We start from the raw sequence: 19,582 nt of genomic DNA, 5'->3' as shown, positions 1-19,582 counted from the left end.
CGCTCTCAGCGTTGATCTCGCGAGGCGCCGTCCGCCGCGAAGAGGACTGTGAACCGGGCTTGACATGGATCATCAAGCCGCGTTGACAGACTCCTGCGCGTCGGCCAGGGAAAGGGGATGCCGCCGCGGCTCTCAGAAGCCGGCCGGGTGGCTGGAAAGCCAGTCTGTGTGTTGGTCACGCACACGGTCGCGCTCTGCAAGCGTGACAAGGACGGCATCTGCGCCGCCGTCGTAGGCATGGTGGATGCACACGGCCCAGAACCGGATCTGGCTGGAGATCGTCTCCCTCGTGCTCGGCCTCCTCGCCTGGATGCCGATGCTCGCCCTGACCGGCCGCACCCGCCGCTGGGAACCCAAGAAGCTCCGTCTCCGGCTGTTCTCCGCCGCCGCCCAGCTCGTGAACACCGGCCGCCGCCACTGGCTCCGCCTGCCCGCCCGATGGCCCTGGACCGGCGTCATCATCCACGCAATCGACAGGCTCCACGCTCTGCCGATCCCGGGCTGACCACCACTTCGACCGTCCCGACAACCCGCACCACCACACCGGCGACGTGGAACCCGGCGCCCACCCGAACCGACAGCCGGGCTCTCGGCCTGCCCCGGCCCCGAAAAGACCGCGCCCCACGAACACAGAGTCCCCGCCCGCAAACTCACGGAGACTCATGAACGATCGAGGCCTGCCCTGTTGTACGCCCCAACCAGTCACAACCCGACCAGCCGCACGACCCCGGAACTTGCAAACGCCCTGGGGTGGCCGTCGACGTCCACCACATCGGCGCAACGATCGAGCAGAAATCGGGCATCAACAGACTTCGAACCACAGCGAAGCAGGGAAGTGCCCCTCCCCGGCCAAGAGACCGTCACGATGGGGCGCCGGCCGGTAGTCCGGGAAGACCGCCCGCATCTCGTCGGGCCTTTCATAGTGCAGGTGGGACATACACGCGAGGATCCGGGCACGGCTGTTGTTCGCCAGGAAGGCCCGCACGAGCGAGGTTTCCGCCCAGTGCAACACGCTGTCCAACAGGTCACATTGATAGTCGTACGGCAGGTAAATGTCATGGAGGTGGACAATTACGCCCGGTGCGAGACGCGGAAAGACCTCCAGAACGAGGAAGTTCACGTCCGAACCAGGTTTCACCACGTGGGACGAGTCCACGAACAGCACATCACCCGCGGTCAGGGAGGTGAACGTCGCCAGGTCGACGGTCTGGACCGGTACGCGATGCAGCTGAACGCGGGCGTCCCGGGACAGCCAGTCGCGCGGGTACGGCTCGATGCAGGTCACCGTCCCCGGACGACCGTCCTCGGCGTTCCGGGTGAGTGCCTGTAGCGCGATATGCGTGGAGACTCCGCTGCCCACTTCGAGGTACCGGCGGGGGCACAGCGAGCGTAGGATACCGCGCAGGGCCTGCGCCTCGATATAGCCGTATCCCGGGCCGAGATCACCCGACTCCTCGAACACCCTATTTCCGCGATATTCATCGACGAACGGCTTGCATACCTTCTCGAGCCAGGCCATCTGTTCATCGAGATCGATATGCAGGCCGGGCAGACTGGAAGGGGTACGCCACAGCTCACGGGTTTCCGCCAGACCGCGCAGGTCCGGAGCAGAGGAATAGTAATGGCGTGGCGCGACAAGGATTCCCAGCCGGGAGAAGGACATGTTCGCAAAGACCGCCTGGCGCTTGGCAGCGCGCTTGATCCGCTGCCGAACGCTCACTGAAATCTGACTTTTCCCCATGGGTATCAAACTAAGCGATGCGGCATTCGAAAACCTCGGACACGCCGATGTCCGTTCAGGTGATTGATGAGCCTTCGATGGCCCGATTCGTCGACGGCCGCACTAGTAGCGAACTGCGACTGGAGTACTAGGGCGTTTGCAAGTTCCGGGGTCGTGCCGCTGGTCGGGTTGTGACTGGTTGAGGCGTACAACAGGGCAGACACGGGCTTCGTGATCATTGTGGTGTCCAAGTCCGATGATCATGACTCGGTGCCCGACCCGCGCGCACGGCGGGGCCCGTGGTACTCACTGACAGCGATCCTGCTAGCAGTGATCGGGATCCGGCGCCACCTGCTCAGATGGCGGCGCACTCCGTCGTCGGCCACGATCGGCCGTGTTCTGGGGGCTGTTGAGGGTGACGTCCCGGACCAGGCGGTGGGCGCCTACCTGACCGTGTCGCCCTCGCCCGCCAAAAGGTCTGTGAACGAGGCTTGACATGGATCAAGCCCAGCTTCCTGTGGATGATGTATCGCTGCGAGTGGGGTCTGAAGGAGAATCAGGAGACCGTCCTGGGGGTCGAGATCAGCCGGGAGGGTTTCGAGCGGGGGGACTGCGGCACGCTTGTCTGTCGCACTTCGTGCAGGAGGTGCACGGTGACCAGGCCGAGTGGAAGCGGCAGTTGAAGGGGGCGCCGACGCGGGTGCAGTGGGATCCGGAACGGGATCTGCACCTCAACCCCCTTCCGTACCGGTCGCTTCAGCTGGGGCTCGCGGGAGAGGCGACCGTGCGGTACGCCGATGAGTGGATCGTCGGGATCGAGGACGTGACCGGGCTGGCCCGGGAGGTGCACGGGCTGGTGCGGGCCGGTGAACTCGGGCGTGCGGCAGCCTTGTTGCCCGAGGAGCGGCCGTATCCGGTGGCGGAGGACGTGGTGGCCCTCTCTACGGCGGTAGGACACTCGTGGATCTAGCTCAGTTCTGGTAGGTGCCTGTCGTGATGGGTGGCTTCCTCACGTGGTCTGCTGTGCCGTCCGTCGCAGGGCGTCCGAGAGGGTGAGGAACAGCACGCTGTCCGGCACGCCGGAGACCGGCTCCCGCACCGGCTTGCGCTCACCGGTGACCACCACGCATATGGTCGATCCCATCAGCTCGACCTCGCTGATCTTCTTCCAGTCCAGGACAGTGCCCCCGTGCTCGAGTCCGGCCAGGCTCACTGTGAACGGCCCGAACTCCACACGTCCACCGGTCTGCAACAACTCGCCGAGTTCGGCCAGCTGCGCGGTGGCGTGCTCCTCAGCGATCCGTTCCTGGACCGCGACCCAGTGTTCCCCGATCAGTGCGCTGATATCCCGCGCGTTGGGGGTGTCACCCGACAACATGAAGTTGCCGGCCGGCATCTGGACGTACACCGAATGCGTGGTGGACATGGTGACCCCGTTGCGTACGAGGTCCGTTGCGTGTCGCTGGCACCCGGTGATTTCTTCCCAGGCCCCGACGATCGGCGGTCGCGACCCGTCCTGATAGACGACTCCGCCCTCGAAGACGGCGCACCATTCGACAGGCCTGAACAATGCCACCAGCGGAACGGCGATCGCCCCGAGGAAGGTGCATCCGCCGAGGATGATGAAGAGGACCGCGTTCGTCCACTCGCTTTCACCGCTGATGATGAAGATCATCATCACGCAGAATGCCGTGACCAGCAGGAGCATGAACGAGCCCCACCAGGACACCGAGCTGGTCTGTGTGCGAAAGGCGTACCGACTGGCGCCGAGCCGGTGCTCCGCCGCCGCGCCCGGCACGGTCGCCGGGATCTCGTCCCATAGGTTTCGGGCCCCCATTGTCACTCCCACCGTGCGCCGCTGTGCACCAACAGGCCTGTTAGCAAGGCAAGTTGACGATCCCGATGTCGTCGAGATGCTACGGCGCCTGGCTAGAAACCGGTAGATGGCTGTCGTTCGTCGGGGACCGACCACGCCCATGGCCGAGCCGCGTGTCGGGGTCCCGGTAGCGGGTGGCCTGTTCCCAACGCCCCAGGGTTGCTCCGGAAGTCGCTCCCCGACCGGCGTCGGAGATCTTATTGGCCTGCACATACCTTCCTGGACGACCAGAAGCCGGCTCACGGCGCAGTAGTTGTCGCCTGCCGGCTCTCCGGCGAGAGGTTGTGAACGAGGCTTGACGTGGGTCATCATGCCGCGTTGACAGACTCCTGGGGTTGACACCGGTTCTCGGTAACGATCTGCCAATCGAACTGCCACCAGGCGGACTCGCCACATCGGCGATCAATCATCTAGCATGACCTGCTCCCTACAGCGTGTTCTGCCGATCCCAGTAATCGGAATTGAGTGTAGGGGAGTTTCGGTATAGCTGAACCAGTCGCTCAAAATGTACCCCTTCAAGGGGTGAAGCCAGGTCCCTTCGATTCATAATGTAAGGCTCAATGGCGCTCCAGACCTGTGGCGGAGAGCGGTGAAAGCAAGCCAATACGAGATCGAAGGCCAGTAACTTTTTCTCGACCAGCACGCCCAGCATCTCAAGTTGATCGTGGAGTTGCCAGAAGGAATGAAAGTCATCGTCGCACATGCGTGTCGGATCGAAATTCTCGGGCGGCCCAAACTCGCCACTTATAAGACGGTACCGAAAGCGCCGCGCCGCTGGTGAGTGGTACTTTTCTTGGAAAGAGATGAGAAGCTGCACATGCCGAGAAAGGCGAGCCTCTTTGATCTGCGAGTAGGCGAAGAACGAGGCGGCAACCACGACCAGTGTTCCGAGCGCAGCACTCACAGCGCCGACAGCGGTCCATACATCCCCCATCTGTGCAGTACAGCACCGCGTTGAGCCCTTGGGTAGGTGGCCACCCGGGCAGGATTGACCTCTGGCCCTGGCAGGGGGTCATGTACGGCTCCGGCCGCAAGCGCCATTTCGGTCGAACACAAACGGTCTGTGAGCGCGGCTTGACGTGGATCATCATGCCGCGTTCGCAGACTCATACCCCTGTCTGACGGCGAGGGCTACAGTGCGGCGCCGCCATGTCAGCCTGCGTCGAGGAGCAGGGGTCCCCGCGTGCGGTTATGGCGGGACGGGGGCACGCTGGAAGTTGGGTGCGGCACGGTGGAAGGAACCTTGCGGACCCTTGCCCCTTGAGTACGGCTTGCCTGCCCGCCCGGAGTCCCGAGCGCAATTCCGCGCCGTTCGGTGCGGGATGCCATGCGCACATGACGCCCTGCACAGTTTCACGCCGGGATCGGCGGCCCGCGGGCCGCCTTCGGGTGCCCCTGGCAGCGCGTGTGCGGTAGCAGAGCCGGCCCTTCGAGATGAAGAGGTCACCCAATGGTGAGTCGGAGCAAGGATCATGCGCTCGATCACGTGGTGGTGGTCGTGTTCGAGAACCGATCGTTGGACAACGTACTCGGCCGCCTGTACGGGCTGCAGGACGGCAAGACGTTCGAGGGCGTGGCCGACAGGGACCTCACGAACCCGATCCCGGAGTGGGCCGAGCACGGCGCCGACCGCAAGGTGGTGCCGTACACCGCGGCCACCGACATGGACAGCCCCAACCCGGACACCGGCGAGGAGTACCCGCACACCAACACCCAGCTCTTCAACATCCTCGATGAGCACAACCGCTTCAAGATCCGCGACGAGGTCACGGCCCCCTACAACGCCCCCGAACCCGGCCGCACGCCCACGATGGACGGCTTCGTCACCGACTACATCAGCACCCTGACCGCGGAGCTGGGCCGCCAGCCCACCTACGAGGAGTACGCGCAGGTGATGACCGGGTTCACCCCGGAACAGATCCCCGTGCTGAGCGGGCTGGCGCGCTCCTTCGGCGTGTTCGACCACTGGTTCAGCGAAGTGCCCTCGCAGACCCTGACCAACCGGTCGTTCTGGACCGCGGCAACGGCGTCGGGGTTCGTGGTGAACTCGCCGGTCGAGAACTGGGTCCTGCACAACGACGCCGAGACAATCTTCAACCGGCTTGAGCAGCACGGCCGGACCTGGAAGGTGTACATCGCCGAGCCGGACCGGTTCTCCATGACCGGTCTGATCCACTACCCGCGGCTCAAGGACCGCTTCGAGACGCACTTCGTGCCGTTCTCGCAGTTCGAGGCCGACGCCGCCACCGGGGACCTGCCCGACTTCTCCTTCATCGAGCCCTGCCTGGTACTCGGACACGGCGACTACCACCCCGCGGTCTCGCGCGCTTTGGGCCAAGGCGTCGTGATCCCTGGCGTGGACCCGCCGTCCTCGATCCTGGGCGGCGAGGCGTTCCTGGCCCGGATCTACAACGTCTACAAGGCGATGCAGGGCACAGAGGGGTCCACCGTATGGAACACGGCCCTGCTGATCGGCTGGGACGAACCCGGCGGCACCTACGACCACGTCCCGCCCGGCCCCGTGCCGCCACCCGACCCGTCCGCTCCGGCCGGCCAGCTCGGGTTCACGTTCGACCGATCCGGCTACCGGGTCCCGGCCATCGTGGTCTCCCCGTGGGTGGCCGAGGGCGAGGTATTCAACGAGGAGCACCGCCACACCTCGCTCATCGCCACCCTGCGCGAGCGCTGGGATCTGGGCGGGCCGTTCACCGCACGCGACGCCGCCGCCCGGACCTTCACCCACGCCTTCACCCTCGACACCCCCCGCGACCCGGCCACCTGGCCGGTGGCGGACCCACGCCCGGTGCCTCAGTACGTCGAGGACGCCCTGATCATCGGCAAGAGCCTGTCCACCCTCGGCAAAGCTGCCTTCGAAGGCATCCGCGGATTCGCCGACCAGCAGGGCATCCGGATCACCGGTCTGCCCGATGACCCGAACGCGGATGTCCCCCCGGAGCAGGCCCTGCAGATCATCCGCGACTTCCTTGCCATCCACTTCCCCCGGCTGGCGCCGCCGACAACCTCAGCGTGATTCGCTCATTGGAAGACGTCGCGAGGGACAAACCCGAGTGGCGCCAATCCTCGCGGCAAGGACGCGAGAGGCAGTCGCAAGAGACTACTTTCGCGAAGGTGTTGTGCGGACGCTCAGTGCAGCCCGATACAAGCTAAAGGTCTGTCAGCGCGCCTTGACATGGATCAAGCCGTCGTTCCTGTGGATGATGTGCCGCTGCGGCTGGGGCGCCAAGGAAGGACAGGAGACCGTCCTGGCTGTCGAGATCGCCCGCGACGGCTTCGAGTGGGCGCTGCGCCACGCGTGCATGTCGAGCTACGCCCGCGGCGTCCACCCCGACCGCGCCACCTGGCAGCGTCAGTTGAAGCGCGCGCCCACCCGCGTGCAGTGGGACCCGGAGCGGACCTGCACCGGCAACCCCTGCCGTACCGGTCCCTGCGACTCGGCCTGTCCGGTGAGGCAGTGCGACGCTACGCGGACGAGTGGACGGTCTCCCTCCGCGACGTGACCCCGCTCGCCCGCGAGATCCATGCCCTCGTCAGCGGCGGCGGCCTGGATTCCGCCGCCCGACTGCTGCCCCGGGAACGCCCCTAACCCATTGGAGACGAACTTCTTGCCCACCTACAGGGATGACGCGCTGCTTCGCCCAACAGCCCCCTGCGGCCGACGGGTCACCTGGCAGCACAGCCTTGCCGGAACGGGCGCGCCCTGCCCGATCGGTGTGGCGAAGGCCGAAGGCTGACGGCGCCGGGTGGGCTTCGGAACAGATGTGCGCAGGGTGCGTGACGAGCGGTTGCCGCTCGCCCGACGGCACAGGGCACTGAGGTGTGCCGTCGGGGACTACTGCCCGCTCGGCTTCAACGCGACCTGGGCGTATCTCGCCGCGACGGCGTGCCCCGCTCCCGATCTGCGCAGGGATCCCGCGGCGCTGCTGCGCGCGCTGGACACGTTGGAGGAGAGCCGAGCGGTTCACCTGAAGGCGGTGGATGACTTCGCTGCCCGCCGCCGGTTGGAGAAGGCGGACGGCCGGCGCACTCCGCGGGCCTCCGACACGGCCGCTCTGCGCGGGCCCCGCTGGCCGAGTGCAACGGCGCCCTCCCGACTGGGGTTGATCGCCGCCGTGGCAAACCGACACTCGGCGTTCCGGCGCTTCCCCTACCCCGACGAGACGCTCTCCCCCGACATCCGAGTACGACAACTCGCCGACCTGCACGCGCGGCTCGATGCCTGCGCCTCCTCGTACCTCAAGGCCCTCGGCCTCGTCGACCGCCCGGCAGCGGAGCACCTGGCCGACACCGTCCACGGCATCCGCGGTCTTACCCGGCCGGGCTACGCGCCGCTGAACGGGTACACGCTTCGATGGCTGCGCTTCGCGAACCTCCTCGCCTACGCTGCGGAGGCTTCCTCGGCGATTGAGCAGTGATGACGTGGGTCATCAAGCCGGGTTGGTGGGTGCGCAGTTGGGGCCTGCCGTGATCACGGTTGGCGGACTTCGGGCACGAGCCGACCGACCAGCGGGCCGCAGAGAAGGAAGCGCGACGAGTACTCCGCCGGCCTGCGGCCAAGGGGGTACTGGAGAAGGTAGACGCGTCAACTCCGTTGGGCCAGCCTGGCGAAGCGGGGATCATGGAGCTGTGACGAAGTGGGCGAAGAAAGCAGTTCCGGTCGAGCAGCCGGTTCTTGAGCCAGAGCTCTCCGCGTACCAACAGGCTTTGCGCGCACGGCTCCTCGCGGCTCCCGTGGTGCCTGCCCCCGAACCCTGGCAGCGCGTTGCCTTCGTGCCCGTCGGCGGGCTCCTCGGGATCGGCTTCGCATCGCGTCCCGAGGACGGCCGGGATCTGGTGATGGCCGTCTCACACGACGGTCACGGCCTCTTCGATGCCGTCACCGGGGAGAGGATCGCCAGGGACCGCGACCCCGACCCCGAGGACAGCACCCCCGACGCGGTCGCCGACCTGTCCTGCCCCGGGCTGGGGCCGATCAGCGGCAGCCGCGTGCGCATCGCGGGGCTTTTCGGCGGAGGGCTTCACACCACCACCGCGGACGGTTGGACCCTGGAGGTCGTCACCCCGGCCTGGCCGAACGACCGTGTCCTGCTCTCCGGCGACGGCGGCCTGCCCCACCCCGGTCCCCACGGAGAGCGGTGGTGGCACATCTTCCACTCCGACTACTCCGAACTCCGCGCGGTCGGTTTCTCGCCCTCAGGACAGACCATCGCCGTGGCGACGAGCAGCGACATTTCGCTGTGGACACGCGGCACGGACCACAGCCACGCCGACAGCGCAGAAGCCTGACCTACGTAACCAGACTGCGGATCGAATCCGACGGAGCCCTGAGAGAGCATGGCGATGGACGAAGACGAGGGCCTGCTCCGGTACGGCCTGCACCCCGCCGGGGCGAACCTCGACGAAGTACGAGGTCTGCTCACCGCACAAACCCGGCTGGAGAAGCGTGCGCAGGGAGACGGTGACACGGAGTTGATGAAGCTCTGCTGCGTACAGCTGTTCAACGCCGCGGTCCTCGAAGACGTGTTGCTCATCTGGCAGGCCAAGTCCGCCAGCATGGACGCCGGCTTCTCGATCGACATTCAGTTGCTGTGCGGAAGCGGGCTGGCCAGAACCAAGGCGTACCTGTCGAGCCGGCGCCTGCCCGAAGCCGAAGCGGCACTGCAACGACTGCTCCGCTGTGAAGCGGCCGGCGACTTCGAGGATTTCTCCGTCGCGGGGCACTCGGCTTGGTACGCCGCCTACTACGCACCGTGATGCCCGACGCCGGTCTCCAGCAATTTCAAGCCGACGACTGGCGGACCCGGACCGCTACGCCGCCCTGTCGCACCCCGGCGACAGCTACTCGTACGACATGTTCTCGCAGGCCGGGCAGGCGGTACGCGACTCGGCGTCCACCGTCCTCGGCGGCTTGCGGCCGCACAAGGTGCTCGGCATCGGCGAATCCCGGTCCGCCTTCCGGCTCACCAAGGAGATTCTGTAGGGCGATGCGTGCGACTCGGCCCCCTCGGTCTCTGCGAATTCCTGACACAGAGCGCTGACGAATTCGTCCTCGAGCGTCCCTGCGGGCCGCACCGTTTCCCGAGAACTTTGACCATGGCAATCTTCGGCGCTCCGGCCTCCCTGGCCAAATCGATATCGTGTTCGTCCATTTCCGCCGACAAAGGGTGGCAGCGTCGCCGGCAAGTGGGCCCGTCCCGGATGCGGGTGTCCGCCGCCCGTGCGAGCCTGAATTCATGATCGGGGAATGGTCTGGTCGCCTGCCGGTGGCCGCCCGGGTGGGGACACTCGAAAGGAGTGCGCCGCATGATTCCGGTAGCCGTGTCACCCGTGCGTCTCGAAGCGTCTCTCGATCCCCGGCTGTCAAGGTGGCTATGGCTGGTGAAGTGGCTTCTCGCCATTCCGCACTACATCGTGCTGTTCTTCCTGGGGATCGCGTTCTCCGTGGTGACCGTCATCGCGTTCTTCGCCATCCTGTTCACCGCCCGGTACCCCCGGTCCCTCTTCGACTTCAATGTCGGCGTACTGCGCTGGAACTGGCGTGTCAGCTACTACGCCCATACCGCGCTCGGCACCGACCGGTACCCGCCGTTCACCCTCGCGGACGTGCCCGACTACCCGGCGCACTTCGACGTCGCCTATCCGGAGCGCCTGTCCCGCGGCCTGGTCCTGGTGAAGTGGTGGCTGCTCGTGATCCCGCAGTACATCGTCGTCGGGTTCTTCGTCGGTGAGTGGGGCTGGGGAGGCGGGGACGGGTGGTACCACGGTGGGCTGATTCCCTTCCTCTCCCTGGTCGCCGTGGTCATCCTGGCCTTCACCGCCCGTTACCCGGTCCACCTCTTCGACTTCCTGCTCGGGCTGGCCCGCTGGGTCGCGCGGGTGATCGCGTACGCCGCGCTGATGACCGACCAGTATCCGCCGTTCCGCCTCGACATGGGCGGACAGGCATCGCCGCCGTCCCCGCCGTCCCCGCTGACGAAGACCTCTCCGAGCGGTCCCGGACAGTAGGGGTCGTCGCGCGCGGCGGGGGGCAGCGGCATGAGTGGGGGTGATCGTCGAGGGTGGCGCCAGTGCCTGCTCAGTGGGGCGGTGTTCGCCGTGTGCATGGCCGGCACCACGCTGCCGACTCCCCTCTACGGCCTCTACCAGGCGAAGTTCGGGTTCTCCGAGCTGACGGTGACCGTCGTGTACGCCGTGTACGCCTTCGGGGTCATCGGCGTGCTGCTGCTGGCGGGCAACGCCTCGGACATCGTGGGCAGACGGCCGGTGCTGCTGTGCGGGCTGGGCTTCTCGGCGGCGAGTGCCGTCTGCTTCCTGTGCGCCACCGCGCTGGGCTGGCTGTACGCGGGGCGACTGCTGTCGGGGCTGTCCGCCGGTCTGTTCACCGGAGCCGCCACGGCGTACGTGATGGAGCTGGCCCCCTCCTCCGGCACCTCCCGGGCCACGTTCGTGGCGACGGCGGCCAACATGGGCGGACTGGGCTGCGGCCCGCTGCTCGCCGGGGTGCTGGCGCAGTACGCCGCCCGGCCGCTGTACCTGCCGTTCGCCGTGCACCTCGCGCTGGTGGCCGCCTCGGCCGCCGTCCTGCTGCGGCTTCCGGAGACCGTACGGGAGCGGCGGCCCCTGAGCACGGTACGGCCGCGGCGGCCCGCCCTGCCCCCGCAGGTGCGGGCGGTGTTCGGACCGGCGGCGATCGCCTCGTTCGTGGGGTTCGCGCTGTTCGGGGTGTTCACATCGGTCAGCCCGGCGTTCCTCTCGCAGTCCCTGGACGTGGACGACCGTGCCGTGAGCGGGCTGGTCGTGGCGCTGGCCTTCTTCTCCTCGACCGCCGGGCAACTGGCGGTGGGCCGGGTCGGCGTGGCGCGAGCGCTGCCGCTCGGCTGCGCCTGCCTCCTCGCCGGGCTGGCGCTGCTCGCGGGCGCGCTGCGATGGGATCTGCTGTCGCTGGTGGTGCTGAGCGCGCTCGTCGGCGGTGGCGGACAGGGGCTGGCGTTCCGCGGCGGGCTGTCCGTGGTGGCCGGGGCGTCCCCCGACGACCGGCGCGCGGCGGTGATCTCGACGCTGTTCGTGGTGGCGTACGCGGGTATCTCGCTCCCGGTGATCGGCGTGGGCGTACTGACGGGTCCGATCGGTCTGGAGGGCGCGGGCCTGGTCTTCATCGCGTGCATGGCGGTCCTGGTCGCGGTCGCGGCCGTCTACCTGCTCCGGCAGCCGGAACGGCGTGAGGGCGTGCGGGCGCGGTGACGTGAGGGCGTGTCGGGCGCGGTGATGTGAGGGCGGAGGCGTGCCGTCCGGTGGCCCGGTCCGGTTACCGTCTCGGTCCCGCGACGGCGTAGGCCGCGGTGCCGGCGACCGTGAGGACCAGGGCCGTCCAGGTGCCCGCCGCCGTGCCGGGCGGCAGCAGCATCCAGGTCGCCACCCGCGTCGGCGTACTCGTCGGGGGCGGGGCGAAGAACGAGAACGAGAGCCAGGCGAACGGCAGCGTCCACGCGTACTGGCCGCCCGAGAGCGCCGCGCCCAGGGCGACCAGTCCCATCAGGCCCGCGCTGTCCCGGACGACGAACGCGGTGGTGACCATGGACTCGCCCATGATCTGCACGGTCAGCAGCACCGCGCCGACGACCGCCCCGGCGAGCAGCACGTGCGCCGCTCTGCGGGGCACCCAGCGGATCGCGGCCGTCCGGTCCAGCGCGAGATCCTGCCCGCTGAGCCCGATCGAGGCCGCCATCACCCCCGCGGCGAGGACGAGCACGGCCGGCCGTGGATCACCGGGCCCCTCGCCCCCGTCCCGGGCGAGTGCCCACACCGCCACCGCGCTGATCACCACCGCGGCGAGCGACGCGGGTACCTGACGCGAGCGCGCGTACAGCGTCAGCCGTCTCACCGGGACGCACCGCCCTTCAGCGCCTCGAACGGTTCGCCCTCGCAGGAGAGCGCGGCGGCGCGCATCGCGTTGATCCGCGAGAGCTGTTCGGCCCGCGGCAGCGCCTTGAGTTCCTTCCACACCGGGCGGGTCTCGGCGTCGACCTCCCTGCGCGAACCTGCTGACAGCGTGCGGGGAAGCGGCTTGAGGTCCCCGAGAACCCAGCCCACCGCGACGGTCTGCGCGAAGAGATCTGACCCGAAGCTGGTCCAGCCGGTGGGGGTGCACCCCGGCACCATGCCTTTGGCTATCAGGGCCAGGGTCAGTTGCTCGCCCTTCGCGGCGGCGATGATGTCGTCGTCGAAGTCGAAGAGCACGGTCGTGCGGGACCACTTCGGCGTGGTGCCTTCCGGCAGGAGGGCCGTGTCCTCCCGGACCGAGACCGGCGCCCGGCCGCCCAGGGCACCGTGCAGCAGGCGCAGCGCCTCCTTACCGGGACCCGCGAGGTCGGCGAGTCGTGCCTGCTGCGTCTTCGTCACGCACACCGGGCCGTCGCACACCAGCTCCGCGGCGGCTTCGTCGACGACATATATCCGGCGCGGGTCGGACGGGAGGACGAGCAGGGCGATCACCGCACCCGCCAGGACGGGCGTCAGGGCGATCAGCCGGGCACGCGGGGTCGCAGCGACCAGCAGCGCGAAGCCGGTCGCGGCCATGCCGAGCAGCCAGATCGTCTGCCCGACGTGCGCGGAGGCGGAGAGCGTGACGAGCACATCGCGCACCTCCTGCACCGCCGGTGACAGCAGCGAGACCCGGTTCGGCTCCGTGATCGGGACCCCCGTCGCCGTGGTCGTCTCCGTCCGGCCGAACGACATCTGCATGAGGGCCGTGAACACGAAGGCGGCCATGGTCAGCGCGGGCGGGGTGAGCGCGGACGGCAGGGCCCGCCCGGCCCCCATGCCCAGCACGGCCCCCGCGACGAGGGAGAGCGCCCCCACCAGCGAGATCGGCAGCCACCCGAGGTGCGTGTACTCGGTGTGGGCGAGCACCTGGACCCCGCCCACGAGGACGAGGAGCGCGAAGGCCGAGGCCAGCGTGATCGCCGTCGTGCCCGCCACCGCGGCCGCGCGGTGCCGGGCGGGCCTCGGTGTGGTCGTCAGCAGCTCGGACATCTTCGAGCGGTGGTCGCGCAGGCCCTGCAGCGCCCCGAGCCCCACGGCGAGCGGCCACAGGTAGAACAGCAGGGAGCGGGTCCACAGGGCCATGGACGTCCACTGGGCCGTCCACGCCGTGGTGCCCGTCCACCACACGCCGTTGAGCAGGTACAGGAACGCCAGCGGCGCCATCAGGACCACGGCGCCGGCCCACGGGGCGACGGAGCGCCTCAGTTCGATGCGCAGGACGCGGATGTTCACCAAGTCCCCCTGGTCTGGTCGGGGTTGAGCAGCAGAGCCGAGTAGCCTCGCTCCAGGGGGCTGTCGCCCGCGTGGTCGGGGCCGCCCGCCGCCGCCAGGTCGTCCGGGGTGCCCTGGAAGACCAGCCGGCCCTCGGCGAAGAGCACCACGTCGGTGCAGGCGGCGGCGACGTCTTCGACCAGGTGGGTCGAGACGAGCACGCAGGTGTCCGTACCCAACTCCTGCAACAGTTCGCGGAAGCGCAGCCGCTGCGCCGGGTCGAGGCCGACCGTCGGTTCGTCGAGGAGCAGGATCGTCGGGTCGTTGACGATGGCCTGGGCGATGCCGACCCTGCGCACCATGCCGCCCGAGAGGGCCTTCATCCTGTCGTCGGCGCGGTCCGCCAGACCCACCCGCTCCACGGCGCGCTGCACCGCCGCGGGGATGTCCGCCTTCGGCACCTCCTTCAGCCACGCCATGTACTCGACGAACTCGCGCACCGTGAAGCGCTTGTAGTAGCCGAACTCCTGCGGCAGGTAGCCGATCCGGCGGCGCAGCGCACGGTGCTCGCCCATGCCGCCCGCGGACTCGCCGAGCAGCTCCAGGGTGCCCTCGGTGGGGCGCAGCACGGTGGCCAGGGTCCGGATGAGGGTGGTCTTGCCCGCCCCGTTGGGGCCGAGGAGTCCGTGTACGCCGGTGCCCAGCGAGAGGTCGAGGCCGTCGACGGCCATCCGTTTCCTGCCGACCCTGACCTTCAGCCCGGTGGCCTGGATCTCCCAGGCGTAGGCCGTCGGTGCGATGTCGGCCGTGCTCACGGCGGACGTCATAGGGGGTCCTGCCTTCCTGATGGTCATCGATGGGCTCCCAGCACGGAGTACGCGCCTCTGCGGGCGATCACGACACCGGTGCCGAGTGCGAGGATCAGCCCCCACGCGGGCAGACCGCCCGTCTGCAGGGCGAAGGTCGTACGGCTGGTGGCCAGGGTCGGCGCCACGACCACGGCGGCCCACACGGCGGCCAGCACGACGGCGGCGCGGGTCACCCCGACGACACCGCCGAGCGCCAGGGTCGTCGCGGTGAAGGCCAGGCAGGGCAGCAGCCACTGAGCCACCATCACCCCCGTCGCCCATCCGCCCACCAGCAGCGCGGGAACGACCACGCCGAGCACGGACGCGGTGCGCCGCAGCACCAGATAGAGCCCGGCCCTGGGCACCGAGGCGGTCAGTTCGCACACCGGGTCCAGACCGCGCGACCACGACGCCGCGACGCCGAGCACGGGCAGGACCGGCGCGAACAGCAGCACCAGCGACACCTCACCGGAACCGGAACCGGAACCGAAGCCGGTGCCGGAGCCGGTGCCAGAGCCGTTGTCGACCAGGTCGAGCAGCAGGGCCAGCAGCGTCACGCCCACGACCATGGCCAGCCACGGCACCATCGCGGGCGTCATCCACCTCGACAGCCGCGCCGACCAGCGCCGTCGGCGCGGCATCGTGGCGGTTGCCGCCAGCCGGGGTTCGAGGCCGGACCACACGGTGTCGACCAGGGAGGCAACGGCGGGCACCTCGGCATCGACAGCGGCGGACAGCCGGTCACGGCACACCCGGCACGTCTCCAGATGGGCCTCCACGGCCCACACCTCGTCGGCGGCGAGGTCCGCGCCGCCGCGCGCGTAATCCTCGATGATCCGCGTCGACGCGTGTTCCACACTCACGCCAGCGCCCTCCGCATCGCGATCCGGGCCCGGCGGGCACGGGTCTTGACCGTGCCCTCGGGCAGCCCGAGCAGGACCGCGGTCTCCCGGACGGACAGCCCGTCGAGCACCATGGCCTGCAGTACCTGTCTCAGCTCCGGTGCCAGGCACCGCAGCGCGTCCCCGACATCACCGCCGACGGTCGCCGCGAGCGCCTCCTCCTCGGCGGCGGGCGCCGCGTCGGGCGCAGCGGCGGCGGGTGGCGGCTCCGCGTGGTGAGCCCTGCGCCGGAACGCGTCGACCAGGCGGCGCGCCGCGATCGTCCACAGCCAGCCGGTGGCCGTCCCGCCGACCGCGGCCCCGGCGAACGCACCCGCCGCGCGCCACACCGCCAGATAGGTCTCCTGCATGACCTCCGCGACGATCTGCTCGTCCACGCACCGGCGGCGCAGCCGCACCGCCAGCCACGGCGACGTACGCCGGTACAACTCCTCGAACGCGGCGCGGTCGCCTCTTGCCACCAGCCGGACGAGACGCTCCTCGTCCACCTCGTGCAGCGTTGCCCTGACTGATCTCACACCCGCTAGACGCCCGCGCCGGACCGCAGGTTTTCCCCCAGACGTGATCCACGCCACATGCGGGAGACAGCGTTGTCGTTTCGTGATGGTGCGAGCTAGGTCCGATCACATGGGGGGCACAGTCTGAGCCGCCGGGCCCGCCCCGCGCCGGTTGCGGTGGGTGGGCGGCCCCGGCGCCTCACACGTGTACTCGATGATCTGGGAGCAAGCATGCGACGACTCGGAACCGCACTGGCAGCGCTCGTCCTGGCGGGAGCCGGGATGGCGGGGGCGGTGGGGACGGCGCACGCGGACACCGCCGCGTCGACGGTGTGCGAGACCGGGTGGGGGAGCCTCGAGAAGCGCGTGGCGCCGTCGGAGGACTACAGGCCCCCGCTGACGGACATCAGGACCGGCCGGCACGAGTGCTTCGACCGCATGGTCCTCGACTTCAAGGGCTCGGCGTCCGGGCCGATCGGCTACCGGGTCACGTACGTCGACAAGCTGATCTCGGTCGGCACGGGAGAGATCCCCGTCTCGGGCGGGGCGATCCTCCAGATCGCCGTGGGCCCGAACTTCGACCCGGCGACCGGCTCGGAGTCCTACCCGGGGCAGCACGCGCAGCCGCTGCCCGGCGTGGACCTCACGGACTACCAGACGTTCAAGGACACCCGGTACGTCGATGGCCTCGAGGACAGTGTGCAGATCGGTGTCGGCGTGCGGGCGCGCCTGCCGTTCCGGGTGACGCAGCTGGACGACCGCCTGGTCATCGACGTCGCGCACTCCTGGAACGCCACCTCCTGAGCCACCGCCACGGCACGGCCACGTCGTCCAGGAAGCGGTACGTCAGCTGGACCCGGTCGAACTCCGCCTCGGCGCCGCTCCCCTCGGCGCCCTGGCCGCCGTAGCCGATCTCCACGAGTTCGACCGTGTGGTGCGGCGGCCCGACGCGCTCCGCGCGCGGGTCGCCGATCCGGACGAGGGCGACGCCCTGTTCTGGGATGATCTCCATGCTCGCGTCAGTTCGGTGCGGGCGGTGTGGGTGGTGCGGATGCGCGCGGGAGCGCGGAGTCAGGGGCCACTCCCGCGAACGCCAGGCCGATGGCGAACCCCGCCACCTCCTCGAGTTGGCGGACGCGGTCCAGCCCGCCCAGAGTCGCCGGAATCCCGCCGACGTCACGCACCAGCTCACCGACCGTCCGCAGGGCCACCGCGTCGTCGCCGCACATCGCCACGGTCACCCGCGACGGAACCGAGGACGGGGGCGGGGAAGGGGACGGGGAAGGGGACGGGTCGCCGGCGGCAGCGGCCGTCCACTGGGCGGCCGGAAAGAGATGGAACGCCTTCACCACCCGGGCTCCCGGCGCGAGCCCGGCGATCCGGTCCGCCATCGACTCGCCGGGGGCGACGAGCAGGGCGCCGACGCCGTGCGCGACGGCGTTCGTCGGATCGATCAACGGCGTCCCCGCGAGCGTGCCGTCCGCGGCGCCCGCCGATGCCAGCATGTCCTCGACGCCGTCCCACGACACGGCGAGCAGCACCGCGTCCCGCCCGACGGCCGCCTCGCGCGGCGCGACGGCGAGCGCTCCGTGCCCCAGCCGTGCCGCCAGCCTCTCCGCCCCGGCCCGCGACCGCCCGCCGATGGCCAGTTCATGTCCGGCGCATGCCCAGCCCTCGCCGAGGGCGGCCGCCAGTGTGCCCGTGCCCAGGATCCCGATGCGCATCGTCCCTGCCTCTCCAGCCGAAATCAGTCGGGTGGTCACGGTAGGGAAGTCGTCGCGCACCGATCGGTGCGTGGCCGACGCGCCATGATGGACGGCGAGATGACCGATCACGACCTTGCACACGAACACGAACACGACGCCCACCGGCACGAGTTGGTCGCCGACTGCCGTCTGCGCGCGGCCACCGATCTCTTCACCCACACCTGGGATCCCGTCGTCCTGGCGGCACTTCGCAGGGGTCCGCGCCGACGCCGCGACCTGCGCACGGCCATCGGCGGCGATGGCGGTGGCGGTGGCGGTGGCGGTATGAGTGACAAGGTGCTGACCGACTCCCTGCGCCGGCTGCTCGCCGCCGGGCTGGTGGACCGTCGCGCGCACGCCGAGGCGCCGCCGCGCGTCGAGTACGGCCTGACGGGCCTCGGCCGGAGTCTGGTCGAGGGCCCGATGGCGGAACTCGGGCGGTGGGCGGTCGCGCACGGTGACGAGCTCCTCGAAGCCCAGGACCGGACCGACCGCACGACCGAACGTACGACCGAACGTACGACCGACCGTACGGCGTAATTCGGTTGCCTCGGGTCGACCGATGCGGGCTAATGCCACACATGGCAGACACCGCAGGCACCGCAGACACGGCACGCGTCCAGGGGTCGTACGACGACCTGTTCACCGCGGTGCCCAACGCCCTCGCCGCGTTGCTGGACGCCGGGGACACGGGCGGATCCGTGGCCGTCTTCGTGGACGGCGAGCCGGTGGTGGACGTCTGGGGTGGGTTCGCCGACTCGGACCGTACGGTCCCGTGGCAGCGGGACACGATCGTGAACGTCTGGTCCGTCACCAAGACGATGACGGCGCTGTGCGCGCTCGTACTCGCCGACCGGGGCGCGCTCGACGTGGACGCGCCGGTCGCCACGTACTGGCCGGAGTTCGCCGCGGCGGGCAAGGAGAGCGTGCTGGTACGGCATCTGCTCTCGCACACCGCCGGTCTGCCCGACTGGGAGGGGCCGGTCGAGGAGGTCTACGACTGGTCCGCCGCCACGGCGCGGCTCGCCGGGCAGGCTCTTCAGTGGGAGCCGGGGAGCGCGGCCGGGTACCACTCGCTGACGCAGGGGTTCCTGGTCGGAGAGGTGGTGCGGCGGATCACCGGACGCAGTGTGGGCGAGTTCTTCGCCGAGGAGGTGGCCGGGCCGCTGGGCGCGGACTTCCGCATCGGGCTGCCCGCCGAGCACGACCACCGGGTGGCGCTCGCGGTCCCGCCGCCGCACCGGGACGAGGACTACCGTGCGAGCGCGCCCGGCGGTGACGCGACGGCCGCGACCACCGCGACCGCGATCCGGCTGCGCGACGGGAACAGTGTGGCCTGGCGCCGTGCGCAGATCCCCGCGGCGAGCGGTTTCGGCAACGCCCGCTCGGTCGCCCTCGTGCAGTCGGCGATGGCGTGCGGCGGAACGGTCGGCGGGGTACGGCTGTTGTCGCGGGCGGGCTGTGAGCGGGCCTGGGTGGAGCAGTTCGCCGGCGAGGACCGGAGGCTGGGGATGCCGGTGCGATGGGGCCTGGGCTACGGGCTGTTCGGCAACACCTACGGGTGGGGCGGCTGGGGCGGCTCCATGGTCATGATCGACCCCGAGGCCCGGATGGCGGTGGCGTACGTGACCAGTCAGATGCGCGAGCCCGCCGAGGACACCCGGGGGCTGGAGCTGGTGATGGCCGCGTACGACGGGCTTCAGGGGCAGCGGGTCTGACCCG

21 protein-coding genes and 3 pseudogenes are annotated in these 19,582 nt (G+C 69.5%); 13 read left to right on the top strand and 11 right to left on the bottom strand.

Features of this window, described 5'->3' with window-relative positions; all coding sequences use genetic code 11:
- Window positions 1-132: 132 nt before the first annotated feature.
- Window positions 133-252, bottom strand: coding sequence for a DUF3885 domain-containing protein (locus ACFPIH_RS56495; protein ID WP_465270367.1), 120 nt, complete (start codon window positions 250-252; stop codon window positions 133-135).
- On the opposite strand from ACFPIH_RS56495, the pseudogene ACFPIH_RS09860 reads away from it, so the two are divergent.
- Window positions 251-505, top strand: a pseudogene (locus ACFPIH_RS09860) (transposase); the annotation flags it as partial. The gene ACFPIH_RS56495 and the pseudogene ACFPIH_RS09860 overlap by 2 nt on opposite strands.
- A 297-nt stretch (window positions 506-802) precedes the next feature.
- Here ACFPIH_RS09860 and ACFPIH_RS09855 read toward each other — a convergent pair.
- The gene (locus ACFPIH_RS09855; RefSeq protein ID WP_381165425.1) at window positions 803-1,741 is read right to left on the bottom strand and encodes a class I SAM-dependent methyltransferase; all 939 of its coding nucleotides are present in this window, start codon (window positions 1,739-1,741) and stop codon (window positions 803-805) included.
- Between the two features lie 470 nt (window positions 1,742-2,211).
- Between ACFPIH_RS09855 and ACFPIH_RS09850 the strand changes: the two are divergent.
- Window positions 2,212-2,690 (top strand): annotated as a pseudogene (locus ACFPIH_RS09850) (DUF4291 domain-containing protein); the annotation flags it as partial.
- A 39-nt stretch (window positions 2,691-2,729) separates the two neighbouring features.
- On the opposite strand, the gene ACFPIH_RS09845 reads toward ACFPIH_RS09850, so the two are convergent.
- Both ACFPIH_RS09845 and ACFPIH_RS09840 read right to left on the bottom strand, forming a co-directional pair.
- Entirely contained in the window at window positions 2,730-3,698 is a 969-nt protein-coding gene (locus ACFPIH_RS09845) for a DUF6585 family protein (protein ID WP_381165427.1), read from the bottom strand.
- A gap of 325 nt (window positions 3,699-4,023) precedes the next feature.
- Window positions 4,024-4,530, bottom strand: a complete 507-nt coding sequence (locus tag ACFPIH_RS09840; protein WP_381165429.1) for a DUF4760 domain-containing protein — start codon at window positions 4,528-4,530, stop codon at window positions 4,024-4,026.
- A gap of 516 nt (window positions 4,531-5,046) precedes the next feature.
- Between ACFPIH_RS09840 and ACFPIH_RS09835 the strand changes: the two genes are divergently transcribed.
- The 8 genes and pseudogenes from ACFPIH_RS09835 (at window position 5,047) to ACFPIH_RS09800 (ending at window position 11,855) form a co-directional block, all read left to right on the top strand.
- Window positions 5,047-6,627, top strand: a complete 1,581-nt coding sequence (locus ACFPIH_RS09835; protein ID WP_381165431.1) for an alkaline phosphatase family protein — start codon at window positions 5,047-5,049, stop codon at window positions 6,625-6,627.
- Window positions 6,524-7,200: pseudogene (locus ACFPIH_RS09830) on the top strand (DUF4291 domain-containing protein). The gene ACFPIH_RS09835 and the pseudogene ACFPIH_RS09830 overlap by 104 nt, the downstream one beginning before the upstream one ends.
- Before the next feature lie 175 nt (window positions 7,201-7,375).
- A complete protein-coding gene (locus ACFPIH_RS09825) occupies window positions 7,376-8,029 on the top strand; it encodes a hypothetical protein (RefSeq protein ID WP_381165433.1) in 654 nt (217 codons plus the stop codon).
- A 211-nt stretch (window positions 8,030-8,240) separates the two neighbouring features.
- Window positions 8,241-8,900: a hypothetical protein gene (locus ACFPIH_RS09820; RefSeq protein ID WP_381165435.1), complete on the top strand. Its 660-nt coding sequence runs from the start codon at window positions 8,241-8,243 to the stop codon at window positions 8,898-8,900.
- Between the two features lie 48 nt (window positions 8,901-8,948).
- Window positions 8,949-9,368: a hypothetical protein gene (locus ACFPIH_RS09815; RefSeq protein ID WP_381165437.1), complete on the top strand. Its 420-nt coding sequence runs from the start codon at window positions 8,949-8,951 to the stop codon at window positions 9,366-9,368.
- Window positions 9,292-9,594, top strand: coding sequence for an alpha/beta hydrolase domain-containing protein (locus tag ACFPIH_RS09810; RefSeq protein WP_381165439.1), 303 nt, complete (start codon window positions 9,292-9,294; stop codon window positions 9,592-9,594). Before ACFPIH_RS09815 ends, ACFPIH_RS09810 begins: the two co-directional genes overlap by 77 nt.
- A gap of 323 nt (window positions 9,595-9,917) precedes the next feature.
- Window positions 9,918-10,619, top strand: coding sequence for a DUF4389 domain-containing protein (locus ACFPIH_RS09805; RefSeq protein ID WP_381165441.1), 702 nt, complete (start codon window positions 9,918-9,920; stop codon window positions 10,617-10,619).
- A gap of 30 nt (window positions 10,620-10,649) precedes the next feature.
- Entirely contained in the window at window positions 10,650-11,855 is a 1,206-nt protein-coding gene (locus tag ACFPIH_RS09800; protein ID WP_381165442.1) for an MFS transporter, read from the top strand.
- Between the two features lie 64 nt (window positions 11,856-11,919).
- Here the strand turns inward: ACFPIH_RS09800 and ACFPIH_RS09795 are convergent, their stop codons facing one another.
- Genes ACFPIH_RS09795 through ACFPIH_RS09775 form a run of 5 tightly spaced genes read right to left on the bottom strand, consistent with a single transcriptional unit; the run spans window position 11,920 to window position 16,079 of the window.
- Window positions 11,920-12,495, bottom strand: coding sequence for a hypothetical protein (locus ACFPIH_RS09795; RefSeq protein WP_381165444.1), 576 nt, complete (start codon window positions 12,493-12,495; stop codon window positions 11,920-11,922).
- Window positions 12,492-13,889 (bottom strand): hypothetical protein, encoded by a 1,398-nt coding sequence (locus ACFPIH_RS09790; RefSeq protein WP_381165446.1) that lies wholly within the window; start codon window positions 13,887-13,889, stop codon window positions 12,492-12,494. Before ACFPIH_RS09790 ends, ACFPIH_RS09795 begins: the two co-directional genes overlap by 4 nt.
- Complete coding sequence (locus tag ACFPIH_RS09785; RefSeq protein ID WP_381165448.1) at window positions 13,886-14,695, bottom strand: ABC transporter ATP-binding protein; 810 nt, start codon at window positions 14,693-14,695, stop codon at window positions 13,886-13,888. The genes ACFPIH_RS09790 and ACFPIH_RS09785 overlap by 4 nt, the downstream gene beginning before the upstream one ends.
- Window positions 14,696-14,718: 23 nt before the next feature.
- Window positions 14,719-15,579 carry a zf-HC2 domain-containing protein gene (locus ACFPIH_RS09780; RefSeq protein ID WP_381165450.1) on the bottom strand — a complete coding sequence of 287 codons (861 nt, stop codon included), beginning with the start codon at window positions 15,577-15,579 and terminating at the stop codon, window positions 14,719-14,721.
- Window positions 15,576-16,079, bottom strand: coding sequence for an RNA polymerase sigma factor (locus ACFPIH_RS09775; protein WP_381165796.1), 504 nt, complete (start codon window positions 16,077-16,079; stop codon window positions 15,576-15,578). Before ACFPIH_RS09775 ends, ACFPIH_RS09780 begins: the two co-directional genes overlap by 4 nt.
- 267 nt (window positions 16,080-16,346) lie before the next feature.
- Here ACFPIH_RS09775 and ACFPIH_RS09770 point away from each other — a divergent pair, with 267 nt between their 5' ends.
- Complete coding sequence (locus ACFPIH_RS09770) at window positions 16,347-16,919, top strand: AMIN-like domain-containing (lipo)protein (protein ID WP_381165452.1); 573 nt, start codon at window positions 16,347-16,349, stop codon at window positions 16,917-16,919.
- Here ACFPIH_RS09770 and ACFPIH_RS09765 read toward each other — a convergent pair.
- Window positions 16,882-17,127, bottom strand: coding sequence for a hypothetical protein (locus ACFPIH_RS09765; RefSeq protein ID WP_381165454.1), 246 nt, complete (start codon window positions 17,125-17,127; stop codon window positions 16,882-16,884). The two genes, ACFPIH_RS09770 and ACFPIH_RS09765, sit on opposite strands and share 38 nt — an antisense overlap.
- A gap of 7 nt (window positions 17,128-17,134) precedes the next feature.
- The gene (locus ACFPIH_RS09760; protein ID WP_381165455.1) at window positions 17,135-17,839 is read right to left on the bottom strand and encodes an NADPH-dependent F420 reductase; all 705 of its coding nucleotides are present in this window, start codon (window positions 17,837-17,839) and stop codon (window positions 17,135-17,137) included.
- 99 nt (window positions 17,840-17,938) lie between these two features.
- Here ACFPIH_RS09760 and ACFPIH_RS09755 point away from each other — a divergent pair, with 99 nt between their 5' ends.
- Entirely contained in the window at window positions 17,939-18,400 is a 462-nt protein-coding gene (locus ACFPIH_RS09755) for a winged helix-turn-helix transcriptional regulator (RefSeq protein ID WP_381165457.1), read from the top strand.
- Window positions 18,401-18,432: 32 nt separating this feature from the next.
- Window positions 18,433-19,578 carry a serine hydrolase domain-containing protein gene (locus ACFPIH_RS09750; RefSeq protein WP_381165459.1) on the top strand — a complete coding sequence of 382 codons (1,146 nt, stop codon included), beginning with the start codon at window positions 18,433-18,435 and terminating at the stop codon, window positions 19,576-19,578.
- The last annotated feature ends 4 nt before the right edge of the window (window positions 19,579-19,582 follow it).

It is taken from the genome of Streptomyces vulcanius (genome assembly GCF_042653945.1).
Classification (GTDB): domain Bacteria; phylum Actinomycetota; class Actinomycetes; order Streptomycetales; family Streptomycetaceae; genus Streptomyces; species Streptomyces mangrovi.
Note: the sequence above shows the minus strand (reverse complement) of the source record. Positions and strands in the feature narration are given on the sequence as shown.

Bases quoted from the DNA above. Each gene is read 5' to 3' on its own strand.
- ACFPIH_RS09845 (WP_381165427.1), bottom strand. From the start codon at position 3,698: ATGGGCGTGGTCGGTCCCCGACGAACGACAGCCATCTACCGGTTTCTA.
- ACFPIH_RS09835 (WP_381165431.1), top strand. From the start codon at position 5,047: ATGGTGAGTCGGAGCAAGGATCATGCGCTCGATCACGTGGTGGTGGTC.
- ACFPIH_RS09805 (WP_381165441.1), top strand. From the start codon at position 9,918: ATGATTCCGGTAGCCGTGTCACCCGTGCGTCTCGAAGCGTCTCTCGAT.
- ACFPIH_RS09755 (WP_381165457.1), top strand. From the start codon at position 17,939: ATGACCGATCACGACCTTGCACACGAACACGAACACGACGCCCACCGG.
- ACFPIH_RS09760 (WP_381165455.1), bottom strand. From the start codon at position 17,839: ATGCGCATCGGGATCCTGGGCACGGGCACACTGGCGGCCGCCCTCGGC.
- ACFPIH_RS09800 (WP_381165442.1), top strand. From the start codon at position 10,650: ATGAGTGGGGGTGATCGTCGAGGGTGGCGCCAGTGCCTGCTCAGTGGG.
- ACFPIH_RS09855 (WP_381165425.1), bottom strand. From the start codon at position 1,741: ATGGGGAAAAGTCAGATTTCAGTGAGCGTTCGGCAGCGGATCAAGCGC.
- ACFPIH_RS09750 (WP_381165459.1), top strand. From the start codon at position 18,433: ATGCCACACATGGCAGACACCGCAGGCACCGCAGACACGGCACGCGTC.
- ACFPIH_RS09840 (WP_381165429.1), bottom strand. From the start codon at position 4,530: ATGGGGGATGTATGGACCGCTGTCGGCGCTGTGAGTGCTGCGCTCGGA.
- ACFPIH_RS09785 (WP_381165448.1), bottom strand. From the start codon at position 14,695: ATGACGTCCGCCGTGAGCACGGCCGACATCGCACCGACGGCCTACGCC.
- ACFPIH_RS09815 (WP_381165437.1), top strand. From the start codon at position 8,949: ATGGCGATGGACGAAGACGAGGGCCTGCTCCGGTACGGCCTGCACCCC.
- ACFPIH_RS09770 (WP_381165452.1), top strand. From the start codon at position 16,347: ATGCGACGACTCGGAACCGCACTGGCAGCGCTCGTCCTGGCGGGAGCC.
- ACFPIH_RS09765 (WP_381165454.1), bottom strand. From the start codon at position 17,127: ATGGAGATCATCCCAGAACAGGGCGTCGCCCTCGTCCGGATCGGCGAC.